General features: G+C 36.5%; 14 protein-coding genes. 12 read left to right on the forward strand and 2 right to left on the reverse strand.

Annotated features, from left to right (window positions below):
* Positions 1-225: 225 nt before the first annotated feature.
* Positions 226-900 (reverse strand): alpha/beta hydrolase, encoded by a 675-nt coding sequence (locus H4J56_RS09945; RefSeq protein WP_182216440.1) that lies wholly within the window; start codon positions 898-900, stop codon positions 226-228.
* 328 nt (positions 901-1228) lie between these two features.
* Between H4J56_RS09945 and H4J56_RS09950 the strand changes: the two genes are divergently transcribed.
* The 5 genes from H4J56_RS09950 (at position 1229) to H4J56_RS09970 (ending at position 8510) form a co-directional block, all read left to right on the forward strand.
* The gene (locus tag H4J56_RS09950; protein ID WP_182216442.1) at positions 1229-2485 is read left to right on the forward strand and encodes an efflux RND transporter periplasmic adaptor subunit; all 1257 of its coding nucleotides are present in this window, start codon (positions 1229-1231) and stop codon (positions 2483-2485) included.
* A gap of 51 nt (positions 2486-2536) precedes the next feature.
* Positions 2537-3271, forward strand: a complete 735-nt coding sequence (locus H4J56_RS09955; protein WP_182216444.1) for an ABC transporter ATP-binding protein — start codon at positions 2537-2539, stop codon at positions 3269-3271.
* 8 nt (positions 3272-3279) lie between these two features.
* On the forward strand, positions 3280-5703 hold the full coding sequence (locus tag H4J56_RS09960) for an FtsX-like permease family protein (protein ID WP_182259264.1): 2424 nt from the start codon (positions 3280-3282) through the stop codon (positions 5701-5703).
* Between the two features lie 76 nt (positions 5704-5779).
* Complete coding sequence (locus H4J56_RS09965; protein ID WP_182216448.1) at positions 5780-7180, forward strand: sigma-54 dependent transcriptional regulator; 1401 nt, start codon at positions 5780-5782, stop codon at positions 7178-7180.
* Positions 7173-8510 (forward strand): PAS domain-containing sensor histidine kinase, encoded by a 1338-nt coding sequence (locus tag H4J56_RS09970; protein ID WP_182216450.1) that lies wholly within the window; start codon positions 7173-7175, stop codon positions 8508-8510. The genes H4J56_RS09965 and H4J56_RS09970 overlap by 8 nt, the downstream gene beginning before the upstream one ends.
* A gap of 45 nt (positions 8511-8555) precedes the next feature.
* On the opposite strand, the gene H4J56_RS09975 is transcribed toward H4J56_RS09970, so the two are convergent.
* On the reverse strand, positions 8556-9734 hold the full coding sequence (locus H4J56_RS09975) for a lipopolysaccharide assembly protein LapB (protein WP_182216452.1): 1179 nt from the start codon (positions 9732-9734) through the stop codon (positions 8556-8558).
* A gap of 391 nt (positions 9735-10125) precedes the next feature.
* Here H4J56_RS09975 and H4J56_RS09980 point away from each other — a divergent pair, with 391 nt between their 5' ends.
* The 7 genes from H4J56_RS09980 (at position 10126) to H4J56_RS10010 (ending at position 15628) form a co-directional block, all read left to right on the forward strand.
* Positions 10126-11382 carry a hypothetical protein gene (locus H4J56_RS09980; RefSeq protein WP_182230260.1) on the forward strand — a complete coding sequence of 419 codons (1257 nt, stop codon included), beginning with the start codon at positions 10126-10128 and terminating at the stop codon, positions 11380-11382.
* A 115-nt stretch (positions 11383-11497) separates the two neighbouring features.
* Positions 11498-12313, forward strand: coding sequence for a CbbQ/NirQ/NorQ/GpvN family protein (locus H4J56_RS09985; protein WP_182216455.1), 816 nt, complete (start codon positions 11498-11500; stop codon positions 12311-12313).
* A complete protein-coding gene (locus H4J56_RS09990; protein ID WP_259368180.1) occupies positions 12306-12923 on the forward strand; it encodes a cytochrome c oxidase subunit 3 family protein in 618 nt (205 codons plus the stop codon). The genes H4J56_RS09985 and H4J56_RS09990 overlap by 8 nt, the downstream gene beginning before the upstream one ends.
* A gap of 18 nt (positions 12924-12941) precedes the next feature.
* Positions 12942-13196, forward strand: coding sequence for a cytochrome C oxidase subunit IV family protein (locus H4J56_RS20000; RefSeq protein ID WP_182216457.1), 255 nt, complete (start codon positions 12942-12944; stop codon positions 13194-13196).
* A gap of 82 nt (positions 13197-13278) precedes the next feature.
* On the forward strand, positions 13279-13659 hold the full coding sequence (locus H4J56_RS10000; RefSeq protein WP_182259265.1) for a hypothetical protein: 381 nt from the start codon (positions 13279-13281) through the stop codon (positions 13657-13659).
* Between the two features lie 135 nt (positions 13660-13794).
* Positions 13795-14235 (forward strand): cytochrome c, encoded by a 441-nt coding sequence (locus H4J56_RS10005; protein ID WP_146796219.1) that lies wholly within the window; start codon positions 13795-13797, stop codon positions 14233-14235.
* Between the two features lie 4 nt (positions 14236-14239).
* Positions 14240-15628 (forward strand): cbb3-type cytochrome c oxidase subunit I, encoded by a 1389-nt coding sequence (locus H4J56_RS10010; RefSeq protein ID WP_182216461.1) that lies wholly within the window; start codon positions 14240-14242, stop codon positions 15626-15628.
* Positions 15629-15790: the final 162 nt, after the last annotated feature.

Genomic DNA, 15790 nt, shown 5'->3' on the forward strand with positions numbered 1-15790 from the left:
GCTGAAATAACGCGCATAAATTATTCACCCATTAAAAAATCACTTTGAGTTTTGGCCAATCTGGATAGCCACTGTGAATGGTAAAGAGAGTTTTAGATATGAAAGTCAAGGGGTTAATGTCAGGGGTTGGTCGTTCATAACTAACGTGTTATTTCTTATCTGACCTAAATGAATAAAGCCGACAATATGCCGGCTTTATTTTTATTGAGTTAATTTATAGCTTAATTACTTTAATAAGGTATTCACTAACCAAGCTGAAATATCGCTAAGTTGTTCCGGTAATACGCTGTGAGGCATACGATAAGATTGCCATTTTGTATTATATCCAGCATCAATCAATAGTTGATTGGCCATTTTTCCCGAGCTCATTGGTACTACGTCATCTTGCTCACCATGGTTTTGCAAAATAGGAGTTTGCTTATTGGCGAAGTGACAGTTGTCGGGCAATTTATCTGCGGTTGGTAGGTAACATGACAAAGCCATAATGCCCGCTAAGGCTTTTGGGTACCTAAGACCGGTAAATAAGCTAATAACGCCACCTTGGCTAAAACCTGCTAGTACTATTTTATTGGCAGCAATACCAGAATCTATCTGCTGTTGAATAAGCGCGTGAATGGCTTGTTCAGACTCAAGTACGCCAGCCATATCAGCTCGATTATGCAAGTCCATACTTTTTATATCGTACCAAGAACGCATCACATAGCCTTGGTTAATTGTTACCGCTTGCTCAGGAGCATGCGGAAAAATAAAACGAATACCATGATTTTTTGGTAAATTTAATACAGGAACAATCGGTGCAAAGCCATCACCTGAATCGCCAAGTCCATGTAGCCAAATAACACATGATGTGGCTGTTGATTTTGGTTCTACCGTAACGCGCGCTAAGGGTTTTATTGACATCTACTTTACTTATCTTAATAAATTGAAATTTACTCTATGATAACAGCTTGAGTTAATATTAAAAATCTATATAAAAGAGTAAATATACCAAAAATTGAAGACCTATTCACAGTAGGATTTATTTTTTGATGGGGTCGCGTTTTAGCTTGTTCCATAAATGCCACATCTTAATTTTTACTTTGTGTCGTTTTCGACACAGTTTAATGCTAAAGCAATTGATTGAATTTTTTTGTTATTAAATAACAGCTGCTTACGTATTTTTTGAAGTTGGCATGTCCCTTGTATTACCTTACTTAATTATTACTTAATAAAATGAAATCATCAGCGTATGGATATCCAACGAGAAAAAAAAATAATACCTTTGTGGCGTAAGTACTGGTATGTACCCGTTGTACTGATGTTAGCTTTTGCAACGTATAAATTAAAAAGTGTGATGGGCGATGCTTCTTTTATTGTTAAACAAAATGAATTAGTGACCGCTGTTGTTGAACAAGGTCGTTTTCAAGTGAATGTTCGCGCAACAGGGGTTTTAAAACCAGTCTATATTCGTTGGGTTTCAGCACAAGTTTCTGGTCGTGTTGAACAAGCCTTTGTAAAAGCAGGCGCTCATGTCATTAAAGGGCAGATGCTGATGCAACTTTCTAACCCTGAATTACACCGTGAATTAGAAAAAGCCCGTTGGGAATACGAAGCAAAAAAAGCAGAAAATTATGCTGCTTATATTGCGCTTGAATCTCAATTGCTTGATTTAGAAAATTCAGTCGTTGAAGCTGACTATAGTTACCAAATCAGCAAGTTAAAACTTGATGCTGAAACACAATTAATCGCGCAAAAAAATGCCACCGTATCAGCGCTTGATTATCAGCATAGCCAACTGGCCGTTAAGCAACAAAATCAATACTGGCTATCACAAATGCAAAAAGTTGAAAAAATGAAAGCGAGTTTACTTGCCTCTAAAACTGCTCAACAAGCACGATTGGGCTTAGTTGAAAATAACTATCAGCGTATTAGAGATCAAGTCGATGCTTTAGCCGTAAAAGCGACAACTAATGGGGTGGTTCAGCAGGTTTCTCTTGCGTTAGGAGAGCAAGTTCAAGTTGGTGGTAGTGTCGCTTTGATTGCGGATCAACGTTCGTTGTTTGCTGAGCTTCAAGTACAAGAAAATAAAGTGAGTGATATTGCATTAGGTCAAGCCGTTGTTGTTGATACGAGAAGTAATAAAATTTTTGGTAAAGTTATTCGTATTGACCCGGCAGTAAATACTGGCATGGTTCAAATTGATGTGCAGCTAAATAGTGAATTACCTAATGATGCCCGACCTGATTTAACGGTAGATGGTTTAATTGAGGTAAGTGATATTGCGGATACACTTTATGTCCAACGTCCGGTATTTGCCCCTCGTTATAGTGATGCAGGTTTATATAAATTGATTAATGATAAAAAATTTGCTCAAAAACAAAAGGTGAAGTTAGGGCAGAGTTCAGTCAACCAAATTCAAATACTTTCTGGTTTAGACGTTGGAGATGAAATTATTATTTCCGATACAACGAGTTGGCAAGAGCATCAAGAAGTGATGATTAACTAATAATAATTATTTATGAAGATAAGAGTAACAGACAAATTAAAGGAAATAAAAATGAGCACATTAATCGAATTGAAAGAAATCAGTAAAAGGTTTTTGACTGAAGAAATCGAAACACGCGCTATTGATACTGTTAATTTAACGATTAAAAAGGGTGAGTATATTTCATTAAGTGGACAGTCTGGCTGTGGTAAATCTACATTATTATCACTTTTAGGTTTACTTGATTCTCCAACCCATGGCACTTATGAACTAGATGGTGTTGATGTTTCATCATTATCAAGAGATCAACGAGCAAAAATTCGCAGTGAACAAATTGGTTTTGTCTTTCAGTCATTTAACTTAATTTCCGATTTGACGGTTTTTGAAAATGTGATGCTACCGTTAACGTATCAAAAAGGTTTATCAAAAAGTGAAATAGAGGGCAAAGTACAGCAGGTATTAGAAAAAGTTGAAATGTCTCACCGAAAAGATCATTTCCCATCACAGCTTTCTGGTGGTCAACAACAGCGAGTCGCTGTAGCTCGTGCTTTAGTTAACGACCCCGCAATTATTCTTGCTGATGAACCAACCGGTAATTTAGATTCAAGAAATGCTGAAGCTGTATTAGCCTTGCTTGATAAACTTCACCAAGAAGGAGCGACAATATGTATGGTGACACACGATCCTTCTTCTGCAAAAAGAGCAGACCGCTGTTTAGAGATGTTTGATGGCCGTTTAATTGCCGATAATATCAACATAAAAAACAATGCAGATTCAATGCCTGCACCTACATTAGTGGTAGGTTAGGAGGATACATGTCTACATTTATTGATATCAAATATGCCTTTAGATTACTTTTTAAGTCGCCTAAGTTCACTGCGATGACTTTAGCTGTTCTTGTTGGAGGGCTTTCCATCAGCTTATTCACCTTTTCATTTTTGTATTCAACCATGCATAAAGACTTAGACTTACCTAACGGCGAAAGCATGCTGTCGGTTAATGCAGAATTTAATGGTGAATTTCAGTTATGGACTTCCTATGAATTCTTTATGATAAAGGAAAAACAAACAGTACTCAGTGAATTTGGTATTTATGATAAACAAGATTTTAGATTGTCTTTTGAAGATAGTGGAAAGAATGTTTACGGGACTTATGTTGACCAAGGATTTTTTGATTTCAGTGGTACAAAAGCAGCGCTAGGTCGAACATTGCAAGCTGCAGATATAGAAGCAGGTGCTTCTCCAGTTGCAGTTATCAGCACTCAGATTTGGGCGAGTGATTATTCATCTAGCAAAGACATTATTGGTAAGACTATTATTGTGAATGATATTGTTACCGAAATTGTTGGTGTTATGCCCCATGGGTATCTTTTTCCTGGTTCGAGTCATATTTGGCTGCCGATAGAACAATCACTCATAAAAAAGACAGCGAACAATCCTAATCATGTTCATCTTTACGGTCGTATTAAACCTGATATCAGTAGAGCTAAAGCTGAACAAGCCTTAAGTCAGCAAATTAATACGATTTATCAACAAAATGCTACGCAATACGATTTAGAAAAAGGTGATAAGTCAGTACGTTTCTGGTCATTTCCTTTTGCGCAAATGGGAGGGGAAGGTACGGTAATTTTTACCTTTTTAAATGTGATCGCTGGGATGATCCTATTACTTGCGTGTATTAATGTTGGAAATCTTTTACTTGCTCGGGCTATAGAACGTCAAAAAGAAACCGCGATACGAGCAGCATTAGGCGCATCAAACACTCGTTTAGTTAGTCAGTTAATGTGGGAAGGCGTTATTATTACCTTATTAGGTGGCGTTTTGTCGGTTTTACTTGTAGGTGCAGCTTTACATTACACCGATATTATATTGCATTCATGGAACTCCAAAACGCTAGTATTTTGGTGGCGTTGGAGTATGGACAAAGAAACACTATTAATGGCGGCCGCCTTTACTATAGTGACAATTTTTTTATCCTCATTTTTACCCGCTTGGCGCTCTGCCAATCAAGACATTAATACAACATTACGTGATGGAACTCGAGGCGCACAAGGTAAAAAAGCTGGGCGTTTATCAAGATTCTTAGTGACGACTCAAGTATTTCTTGTCGCGATATTAATGCTTATTGGTTCGATGTCAGGGTATATATCCAATAAACTGGTTAATTTAGAAACGGGAGATGATTACACTAATGTGATGAGAGCTAGGCTAAGCCTACCTGAAAATAAGTATGCAGAACCACAGCAGCAAATTGCTTTTTATCAAAACCTAATGACAGACATCAAAAGTCACCCTCGCGTTGCGGGTGTCGTTATGAACAACTGGCTTGGAAATTTTCCCCTAACACTTGAGGGAATTGATTACACCGATGAAAAAAGTAAGCCATCTGTTGATACGCTAAGTGTGATAGGGAAAACAGATACTATTGGTGTTAACTTGGTTGATGGGCGTTTCTTAAATCATCAAGACAAAGAAGGTAATCGTAAAGTCGCTTTGATTAGTCAATCAATGGCGAGCCGATACTGGCCTGGAGAATCTGTCATTGGTAAAAGCTTTCAACTTAAGATAGATGAAAAAAACGAAAAACTATTTATAGTAGGCGTTGTAACAAATCGCATGAATCCTAAAACCATGCTCGGTAAGCTTGATAGCGCTGATGAAGTTTATACTTCAGGTTTACAATTTATGACGGCTTTTCAAAACTTTTTTTACCTAATAGAAGGCGAATTAATTAATAGTGAAGAAATATTTTATCAAGCCTTGTATAAAATAGATCGAAATATTGATCTCTTTTATGCGGTTGAACCGGCAGAGAAAAATAGAGGTATGATGCGTGATGTAATGCAATTAACGTCTAATATCACTTTTGGTACCGGCTTCTTTGCCCTAATGTTAGCACTGGTTGGCATTTATGGTTTAACCGCTAATTCGGTGGCACAACGTACTCATGAAGTTGGTATTAGACGCGCAGTGGGTGCTACCGATAAAAGTATTGTGAATATGTTTATGAAACAAGGTGCGAAACAATTAATTAAAGGATTAGGTTTAGCCTTAATCATTTTTGTATTAATTGCCTTTGGTTTTAATAAAATGTCGGAAGGTATATTTCCAACGTATTTATATGTGGTTCTTGCAGTAACGGTAGTTATCGGATTGTCTGCTATTGTAATGTTAGCGATATATGCACCAACGACCAGAGCAGTTAAAATGGAACCAAGCTCAGCTCTTCGTTACGAATAAGACGAAGGAAGAAAAGCTATCGCCCTTAATGTTAGGGCGATAGACTAATATTAATTAATGGTGTAACTATAATACTGTGAAAAATAATAAAATCTTAATTGCTGATGATGACCTCAATATTATTGCCAGCTTAAAATATATGTTATCAGAAGAGAATTTTGATATTTTAGCGATGACCACGCCAGAAGCTGTTTTGGAAAATTTAAAGCGTGAAAGTGTAGATCTCGTTTTAATTGACATGAATTTTCAACAAGACACCACTTCTGGTGGTGAAGGGTTACAGTTAGTTGAGGCTATTCAACAGTTTGACGAAACTCTGCCTATTATTGTTATGACCGGCTGGGCAACTATTGATATTGCAGTTGATGCTATGCGGGCCGGCGCAAAAGATTTCATCCAGAAACCGTGGAACAATGAACGTATGCTAAGCGCTATTAATACGCAATTGAAATTAGCCAGTATCGATAAAAAGCTCAACCGACTCAATCAAGAAAATAAACTACTCCGCTCACAATCGTTTCCTAAAAATAATGGCATTATTGCGCAATCACCCGTAATGAAAACATTGTTGTCATCGTTAGAAGAACTCGCAAAAAGTGATATGAGTATCTTACTTACCGGTGACAATGGCACGGGGAAAAGTATGCTTGCTTCTTATGTGCATCAACAGTCATCGCGAGCTGAAAATTCTTTCGTTCCAGTAAATATGGGCGCTATTCCAGAAAGCTTATTTGAAAGCGAAATGTTTGGTCATTTAAAAGGGGCATTTACAGACGCTAAAGAAAACAGGGTTGGCCGTTTTGAAATGGCAGAGCAAGGCACGTTATTTCTGGATGAACTTGCCAATATCCCAATGGCTCAACAAGCTAAGTTATTAAGAGTATTAGAGGAAAAAAAATTTGAAGTAGTCGGAAGTAGTAAATCACTGAGCGCGGATGTACGTATTATTTCAGCCACCAACTGTGATTTGGCAAAAGCTATTAGTGAACAGCAATTTAGACAAGATTTATTTTACCGTTTAAATACCATTCAACTACGTATACCTTCATTGCACGAACGAATTGAAGATATTGAGCCTTTAGCCCATTATTTTTTACAACGCTTTAGTGCTAAATATAATATTGTCGCCCCTGAGTTATCATCGGATGCTGTTAAAAAGTTACAACAGCATACTTGGCCGGGTAATATTCGTGAGCTAAGCCATCTTATGGAAAAACTACTTTTTACCTGTAAAAAATCGGTGATAGGTGGACGAGATTTATTACTTGAGGATATTCATCCTTCAGCAAGTGAACTTGATGAGAATAGAGGTGATAAACTCACTAATTATTCGTCATTATCTTTAAATGAAATAGAAAAAATATCAATGATCAGCCGTTTGAAACATCATCGAGGTAACGCCACAGAAACGGCCAAATCTTTAGGGTTAAGTCGCAGTGGATTTTATCGTCGTATGAGTAAACACGGCCTTGACTAATCAACAACGAAAACAAAAAAATGATCATAGCTTGCTAGCTCTGTTTTTGTGCTTGCCTTGTTTGCTTATAACGACCGTAGCACTTTATATAGCCAATGTGTCTGCTTATTTAATTGCTTTTATACTTATTATTTTGGCGTTAATTGCTGTTTTTATTGTTGTCATTTCTGAGCAACGTTCTCAGCAACAAATAAGAACCTTGGCCAATATTTTGGAATCAATGATTGATGGCGATTATAGTTTACGTGGCCGAGAGCAAGAAAATAAGGCTTTTCAAGAACTACTCACTCTCGTTAATAACCTCGCAGACACACTGGCATTAAGTAAAATTGAAGCGAAAGAGAGTCGGCAGTTACTTGAGCGAATAATGCAACAAATGGATGCAATGGTTTTAGCGGTTGATGAACAAGGTCGGATTGTATTGGCAAATGATTCGGCCCAAAAATTATTACAAATAGATATGTCTCAACACGCTCATTTATTGCTGACAAGCCTAGTGATAGGGAAAGTTATTAGTGAAGCACAAAGCGGAATTATTGATTTTGAACACCCCCAGCTTAGTGGTGAACACTTCCTTTTTAAAGAATACTTTTTAAGTGAAGGCAAGCAACATCAACTCTTTTTAATCACCTCAGCACAACGATTATTATTAGAAAAAGAACGAAAATCTTGGCAAAGTTTATTGCGTGTTTTAAGTCATGAAATGAACAATTCGTTAACACCTATCTCTAGTATTAGCCAATCGATAAGTTCTAAATTACAAGATGGGCAGAAAGCCTTAAATCGCGAGTCTTTATTAACAGGGGTTGATATTATTAACGAACGAGCAAGTTCGCTTAGTTCCTTTATTGCCAGCTATAGTCAGCTTTCTCACTTGCCTGAACCCAATAAAAGTAGATTTGCCTTGCAAGGCTTTATTAGCCATTGTATTGCGCTCTTTAATGATTGTCGTATTCTATTTCCAGATAATTCTATTGATTTAGAGCAGGTAAATATTTACGCAGATAAAGCTCAGCTTGAGCAAGTCTTTATAAATGTCTTTAAAAACGCCAAAGAAGCCATGCAGATAACTCGTAGCACAGATAAAATAATTGAAGTGTTTTGTCATGAGGATGATAAATATTTTCACATTCACGTCTGTGATTCAGGTAGCGGGATAGCTAACAAAAATAACTTATTTGTCCCTTTCTATACGACAAAACCACAAGGCAGTGGTATTGGCTTAACGTTATGCAAACAAATATTATTTAATCATGATGGACTTTTATCCTTAAAAAACAGAGAAAATGTCGCAGGAGTTGAAGCTGTCATATCGCTTCCTAAAGGTTGATACGATAAATTATCAACTACACTCGATATTTACCAATATTACCGTTTAGATATTTCTAGCAATGCTTTGGTTAATATTATAGAGCTTTTTTTCATCAAGCTCATAGGTCCACTCCAGTGCTTTAACTAACATAGCTTGGGCCATCTCCATTTTTTGTTGCTTTATGTAAATACGGTATAGTTCCATATAGGCTTGGTTTAAATAGGGCGCTTTCTTCAATGCTTTTTTAAAGTGTCTTTCTGCTTGTTTAATATCATTGTTTTGTGTTGCGACATAAGCCTGAGTTAACGATTTATAGGGGCTAGGGTCGTCTAATTCTTCCATCTTACTTTGCAGAAAACTCACTTCTTCCATTCGCTGTTGAGACTTAAGTAGCATAATATAATTACTTAATAGTGCTATGTTTGGTTTTCCTCTATCTATACCTATTTTGTAGATTGCTTCTGCCGTTTTTACATCGCCAGCCCTACGATGAATAACGGCTAATAAATTAATTGTTTCGATATTTTTAGTGTCATATTTATAGGTGGTACTAGCATACATAAAGGATTTCGCTAAATTTTTATCAGCTAAAGCGTCAGCAGCTATATTCTTATAATACATAGCTACAAAGGTATTATAAGAAAACGTTCCTCCTCTACGATTATTTTTATTTGGGAAGTAATCAATGGTTATACCGGAGGGAGAAAAATAGAAAAAGTTATCATCAGCAACAAAAGAAGGATCATAAATTACTGTTTGTACATGCGAAGATGACAAAATAACATCTTCTTTTTTAGAAAAAATCGGTAAGGTATACACATTACGATATGAGAAATACAACCCCAAAAGCTTAGCATAAGCAGTTGTTAAAATGGCCAAACTCATACAGTTACCTTTATTAAGACGCATTACGGTAGTGGCATTATATGTTTCACCATAATAGGTAAAATTGGCCATGTTCTCGTTAAGTATCTGATAGAGTGCTTGGTGAGGTTCATAGCCCGTAGCTACTTTTTTCTCAAAATCTATTTTTACTTTTTTCTGTTGGTCTTGCGTTAGGTAAAACAGCTCTTGCTCATTTAATGGCGCTATTTTTGTTTGTTCAAATAAATTGTAATTAATAGGAATATTGATGTGTTGTTTAATATCAGATTTTGAGCCATCTATAGATGTAGTTGAACAGGCTGAAAAACAAAAGATAATATCAAAAGTAAAATTATTTTTATGCGATGCATTTGTCATCCTTAACATTCGGGTATATTTATCTCGTCTTGCCACGGGATAACTTAACTACGAAGAGCTCTGTACTTAAATTAACAGAATAATAACTTATAATAAAGTGCTGTTGAAAACTAATCATTACACGTCACTTTTATCGTTCCGTTTAACTACACGCTATGCTTTATCGATGCTAATTATAAGTTGGGCGGTGTAGATGCATAAAGATTAAAGTTGGCTAGCGTTTTTTTTCGCAGATTAAATCAACAAAACACTCCTCATTTGCTATAATCGATATACTTAATTGCAATACCTAATAAAAACGTGGATTTTTCACGCTTTTTTTATATTATTTCTAATCTATGCTTAACCGTATTATTAGTGATAATTCCTTATACGGAGTTTATATAGTTTCATGAGAAAGTTGTTATCTTCACCTGTTAATATGCCCTTGTCTGATGCTGAAAATCAGGTTTATCAAAATGCCCTTAAATATGTCACGCCATTGAGCCTAAATTTAATGGCGGTTAAAGTGACACATCGTCCAGATGATTTTCTGGGCTGGTGTGGCGAGTTGGCCCGACTATGTCGTGAAGAACTTAATAAGGATCTTTTAGAAGATGAGCAACTTTTACCGCTTAAGAAGCTACAAGATATTCTTGAAGCTGGCTTTACGCTTAGTCAGTTTAAAATGGCTAGAATTGCTCCTTGGCCTATATTTGCCAGTTTTATTGAACAACAAAGCACGATTCATGCTTTAGATGAACGTTTACGTTTATTGAATTATCTTGACGAAATTCGCCAACAACCTTTAGCAGACTTAATTGTTGAAGACCGTTTAGCTTTTTCTGGTAAGCACACAACTCAGCATGACTACAGCATTTATAATTTTGATGTTGAATGGTTTGCGGGCACTAAAGGTGCAAAAGTTTTTCATACCTTGCTTGAGCAGTCGCCAGAAAAGTTTGATGCAGCATTAGCGCACATTCCTTTAACTGGAGAAGTAAGTCATGCAAACTACCAAAGTTTTGTTAACGACTTCCAACAAATTTTTAAAGAATATACGCAAACAAAAGCCCAAGGCGAAAAAGCGCCTTTAGCGGTAGCTACACGTCTATTAGCGATGCGCAGACCGGATCAATTTATTGCATTAAATAACAATAAAATTGATATTCTTTGCCAAGGCTTATCGATTGCTAAACTAAAAAACACAGATTTTTCATCTTACTGGCATGACATGATTGGTACTATGCGTACTTTTGCATGGTGGCATCAAGCACAACCAGAGATAGTTGAAGTAAACAGTGATGTAAGTGAGGGCGAAGAAAGCGCTCAAGATGAAGCTACTAGCAACAAAGAAAATCGTGAACTTATCCTTTGGAAAAATCGTGCGGTATTAATTGATTTATTTTTATTTGCTGATGCTGATTTAGCACCAAATTCAAACTACATTAAATTACGTGAAAAAATGCTTAATAAAGCGAAATCGAAGTCAAAGGCGACGCCTAAAAAACGTAGTAAAGAGTCAGCTGAAATATTAGTGGACAAAGCGCTTACCTCAGAAGATCTTCCAGCGTACTTGCAGGGTAAACGTGACTCAATTATTATTCAGGTTAAAAATGGTAAAAGTGTTGAACAAGCTATCGGTTTAATGCGCGCAATTTTTGGCTAATTAATCGCTATTTTCATGCTCAATTGATCGGAATCAACTAAGGTCCATTCAAATTTGCAGCTAACTCATTTAGGGCGTATTTTAACGTTAAGTTAAATTACGCCTTTGAGTTTTTATGAACACCGTTAATCTTAAACCTTCGACCAAAACTGACGATTCTTTATATTATAAAGAACAAAAGAATGAAGTCTCCTTATTTGAATATGCCTATCACCATCAATTACCCGTATTAATTAAAGGGCCAACAGGTTGTGGTAAAACGCGTTTCATTGCCCATATGGCAGAAAAACTCAATAAACCCCTTTATACTGTTTCTTGTCACGATGACTTAACCGCTGCTGATTTAGTAGGTCGCCATTTAATTGGTCCCAACGGCACCTATTGGCAAGATGGTCCGTTAACAAAGGCTGTTCGTGAAGGCGGCATTTGTTATTTAGATGAAGTCGTTGAAGCACGCAAAGATACAACCGTTGTATTGCATCCATTAGCTGATGACCGTCGCGTATTACCCCTTGAACGCACCGGTGAGTTAATAGAAGCCGCCCCCGGTTTTATGCTGGTTGTTTCTTATAATCCCGGATACCAAAATCTATTGAAAGGTATGAAGCCAAGTACACGTCAGCGTTTTGTGGCACTGCGCTTTGAATACCCTACTGCGGAATTAGAACAAGAAATTTTAATTAAAGAAGCAGGGGTTGATCCCCATTTAGCTTTTAAATTAGTTGAACTTGCCCAAGCTTTACGTCGTTTAGAAAAAAACGATCTCGATGAAGTTGCTTCAACACGTTTGTTAATCTATGCAGCGAAAATGATTTCAAGTGGTATGAATCCTATCGAAGTTTGTCGTTGTTGTTTAGCCGAACCATTATCAGATGATATTGATACGGTTAATGCTTTAATGGATGTTGCTAGAATCTACTTTGATGAGTAACAGCGTTATTACTTCAAAAACTTCAGAACTTCGCGAGGTTAAAGTAGCTGACAATATGGTTAATAAAAGACTGCCGGGTGATTTAGCCATGTGGTTTTTTATTCTTGCTGAACTTACTGTCTTTGCTATATTTTTTATTGGCTTTGCTATTACTGAGCAATTACATAGTGATATGTTCATTGCGAGTAAAGCTAAGCTTCACCCGATTGCGGGTTTAATTAATACGATTGCCTTAATCACCAGCAGCTTATTTGTTGCTTTATCTGTTCGAGCTATTCATCTTCATCAAGTTAAACAATCAATTAACTTACTCGTCATTTCACAAGTTATTGCCTGTATTTATTTAGCAGTAAAAATTTGGGAATATCAGTTTCTCTTCAATATAGGCATTGATATAGAGACAAATACTTTTTTTACTTTGTATTTTATTATTACCTTCTTCCATTTTATGCATGTACTTTTAGGTATGGTTATTCTGCTTATTATTGGCGTAAATGCTAAGAAAGGTGCTTATCAAGAGGACGTCTCTGGCTTTGAATCGGGTGCAAGTTATTGGCATATGGTTGATATGTTATGGATTATTTTGTTTCCACTTATCTATGTTATTTAAAGAGGCGGTAATGACACTATGATCACTTTGAAACAAACAATTATAAGTTGGCTACTTTTAATTATATTGACCTTTAGTTCAGTTTATATCGGACAGGTTATAAAATCCCCAGAGTACTTAATTGCTTTTGTATTATTAATTGTTTTCCTTAAAGGGCAGCAAATTACCGATGTTTTCATGGAACTTCGCACAGCGCCTAAAATGTGGCGGATATTATTACTTGGCTATGTATTTATAATTCCTGCTGTTATTTGTGTAATTTATCTTTTGTAGTGATGTTTAAGGCGTTAGGCGGTCTATTCAGATTAATCATTGACCTAAAAAATAGTGTTACTTTTAGTTAAGAGAGGTTTATATGAAAAATTCAGTTGAGCAGTCATCGAACCAACACCATTCAGCCAAAGATGGCCGGGATGCTATTATTTATCAATCGTTATTTTTGATGAATTTATTACTTATACCTGGCCTGTCTTTTTTAATTTTAATATGGTTTTTTATTAAAAAAAAGCACCAGAAAGGCTGGCAATGTATTCATCTATACCGCTCCATTCAATTGTCTATTTTAGCCGGCTTTTTTATTATCGTAATTCCGCTTGTTGTCTTACTAACAACTGATGCTTTTGAAGTGTCTTTAATGGTGATGATCATTTACTTTGTTACTATGCATGCCGCTTTTGTTTTGCTGGGAATGCTAAATGTTTCTAGGGCAATGGCGAAAAAACTTCCACTTTTTTGATATAACGCATACTTACCTTTTTTTTAGTCACAAATTATTACACATTCTTTAAAACTTGATAGAAATCAAGTCTCCTTATTTAAGAGCGGTTTATTATCCTCAAGCTTTATTATCGTTTTTACTAAGGAAAACACCATGTCAGAGCGTTTTACTAAAGGCATGGCTCGGAATATTTATTATGGAGGAAGCGTATTCTTCTTCTTAATATTTCTAGCTTTGACCTACCACACCACCAAAGTGATGCCTGAAAGGGATCACCGTGAAAATATTACCGAAGCTGTTGCTCACGGTAAAGAACTTTGGGAAGAGAATAACTGTATCGGTTGCCATTCATTAATAGGTGAGGGGGCTTATTTTGCACCTGAACTCGGTAATGTTTATAAACGCCGTGGCGGTGAAGCGGGCTTTAAAGCCTTTTTAAATGGTTGGATGAAAGCTCAGCCGTTAAATATCCCTGGCCGTCGTCAAATGCCAAACTTTCATCTTAGCGATAAAGAAATTGATGACTTAGCAGAATTTTTGAAGTGGACGTCAGAGTTAGATACTAATGACTGGCCACCGAATATTGAAGGATAATGCGATGAACACTTTAAAATATCAATCTCAAGCGGTCGCAAAACCTTATTTCATTTTTGCATTAATACTCTTTGTTGGCCAAATTCTATTTGGCTTAGTTATGGGGTTACAATATGTTGTTGGTGACTTTCTTGCTGGCGCAATTCCTTTTAACGTAGCACGTATGGTGCATACCAATCTACTAATAGTCTGGCTATTATTTGGGTTTATGGGTGCTGCTTATTATATGGTTCCAGAAGAATCTGAAACTGAACTTTATAGTCCTAAATTAGCTATTATCTTGTTCTGGATATTTGCCGCCGCAGGTGTTGCAACTATCTTAGGATACCTATTAGTCCCTTATTCAACTTTAGCTCACTATACGTTAAATGAATTATGGCCAACGATGGGACGTGAGTTCCTTGAACAGCCTACTATCACAAAAATTGGTATTGTTATTGTTTGTTTAGGCTTTTTGTTTAACTTAGGTATGACTATTTTAAAAGGCCGTAAAACAGCTATTAACATGGTGTTGATGACAGGTTTAATTGGTTTAGCCGTATTCTTCTTATTCGCATTCTATAATCCAACTAACTTAGCACTTGATAAGTACTTTTGGTGGTTTGTTGTTCATTTATGGGTAGAAGGTGTATGGGAATTAATCATGGGCGCAATTTTAGCTTATGTGTTGATCAAAATAACAGGTGTTGACCGAGAAGTTATTGAAAAATGGTTGTATGTCATTATTGCAATGGCGTTAATCTCAGGTATTTTAGGTACAGGTCATCATTTCTACTGGTTAACTACTCCAGAATATTGGCAGTGGGTGGGCTCTGTATTCTCAGCAATAGAACCTTTACCATTCTTTGCGATGGTATTGTATGCCTTTAACATGGTTAATCGCCGTCGCCGTGAGCACCCTAATAAGGCTGCGACACTCTGGGCATTAGGCACGTCAGTAATGGCATTCTTAGGTGCAGGTGTTTGGGGCTTCTTACATACATTAGCACCAGTAAACTACTATACCCATGGTTCACAAATTACTGCTGCTCATGGTCACATGGCTTTTTATGGTGCTTATGCGATGATCGTAATGACAATTATTTCATATGCTATGCCTAAGTTACGTGGTATCGGTGAAGCTAATTGTAATCGTGCCCAAGTACGTGAAATGTGGGGATTTTGGTTGATGACTGTTGCTATGGTTTTCATCACATTATTCTTAACAGGTGCTGGTGTATTACAAGTGTGGTTACAGCGTATACCAGAAAGTGGTGAAGCGTTAAGTTTTATGGTAACTCAAGATAAACTTTCAATATTTTATTGGCTACGTGAAATTGCCGGCGTGTTTTTCTTAATTGGTTTAATTTCCTTTATCTCAAGCTTTTGGGTGAAAGAAAAAGTAGCTAGCTAAGTACTAGTATATGTTGGTATTAATCAACAGAAAATGAAAGCCGGTTACTGAAAAGTAACTGGCTTTTTATGTTCAGGATGGACTTTCTCATACATCCTGTTTTTCTAGGCATTAGTGTATCTCTGTACGTCTACGTTATGTCGTGATGCTGTGACTGCATGG

Origin of the sequence: Colwellia sp. BRX8-4 (assembly GCF_014077345.1) — a bacterium.
GTDB lineage: Bacteria > Pseudomonadota > Gammaproteobacteria > Enterobacterales > Alteromonadaceae > Colwellia_A.

What these genes read in the sequence shown, in the direction of transcription:
- H4J56_RS10005 (WP_146796219.1), top strand. Translation starts at nt 13,795, where the DNA reads ATGTCAGAGCGTTTTACTAAAGGCATGGCTCGGAATATTTATTATGGA.
- H4J56_RS09975 (WP_182216452.1), bottom strand. Translation starts at nt 9,734, where the DNA reads ATGACAAATGCATCGCATAAAAATAATTTTACTTTTGATATTATCTTT.
- H4J56_RS09945 (WP_182216440.1), bottom strand. Translation starts at nt 900, where the DNA reads ATGTCAATAAAACCCTTAGCGCGCGTTACGGTAGAACCAAAATCAACA.
- H4J56_RS20000 (WP_182216457.1), top strand. Translation starts at nt 12,942, where the DNA reads ATGATCACTTTGAAACAAACAATTATAAGTTGGCTACTTTTAATTATA.
- H4J56_RS09955 (WP_182216444.1), top strand. Translation starts at nt 2,537, where the DNA reads ATGAGCACATTAATCGAATTGAAAGAAATCAGTAAAAGGTTTTTGACT.
- H4J56_RS09980 (WP_182230260.1), top strand. Translation starts at nt 10,126, where the DNA reads ATGAGAAAGTTGTTATCTTCACCTGTTAATATGCCCTTGTCTGATGCT.
- H4J56_RS09950 (WP_182216442.1), top strand. Translation starts at nt 1,229, where the DNA reads ATGGATATCCAACGAGAAAAAAAAATAATACCTTTGTGGCGTAAGTAC.
- H4J56_RS09985 (WP_182216455.1), top strand. Translation starts at nt 11,498, where the DNA reads ATGAACACCGTTAATCTTAAACCTTCGACCAAAACTGACGATTCTTTA.
- H4J56_RS10010 (WP_182216461.1), top strand. Translation starts at nt 14,240, where the DNA reads ATGAACACTTTAAAATATCAATCTCAAGCGGTCGCAAAACCTTATTTC.
- H4J56_RS10000 (WP_182259265.1), top strand. Translation starts at nt 13,279, where the DNA reads ATGAAAAATTCAGTTGAGCAGTCATCGAACCAACACCATTCAGCCAAA.
- H4J56_RS09960 (WP_182259264.1), top strand. Translation starts at nt 3,280, where the DNA reads ATGTCTACATTTATTGATATCAAATATGCCTTTAGATTACTTTTTAAG.
- H4J56_RS09990 (WP_259368180.1), top strand. Translation starts at nt 12,306, where the DNA reads ATGAGTAACAGCGTTATTACTTCAAAAACTTCAGAACTTCGCGAGGTT.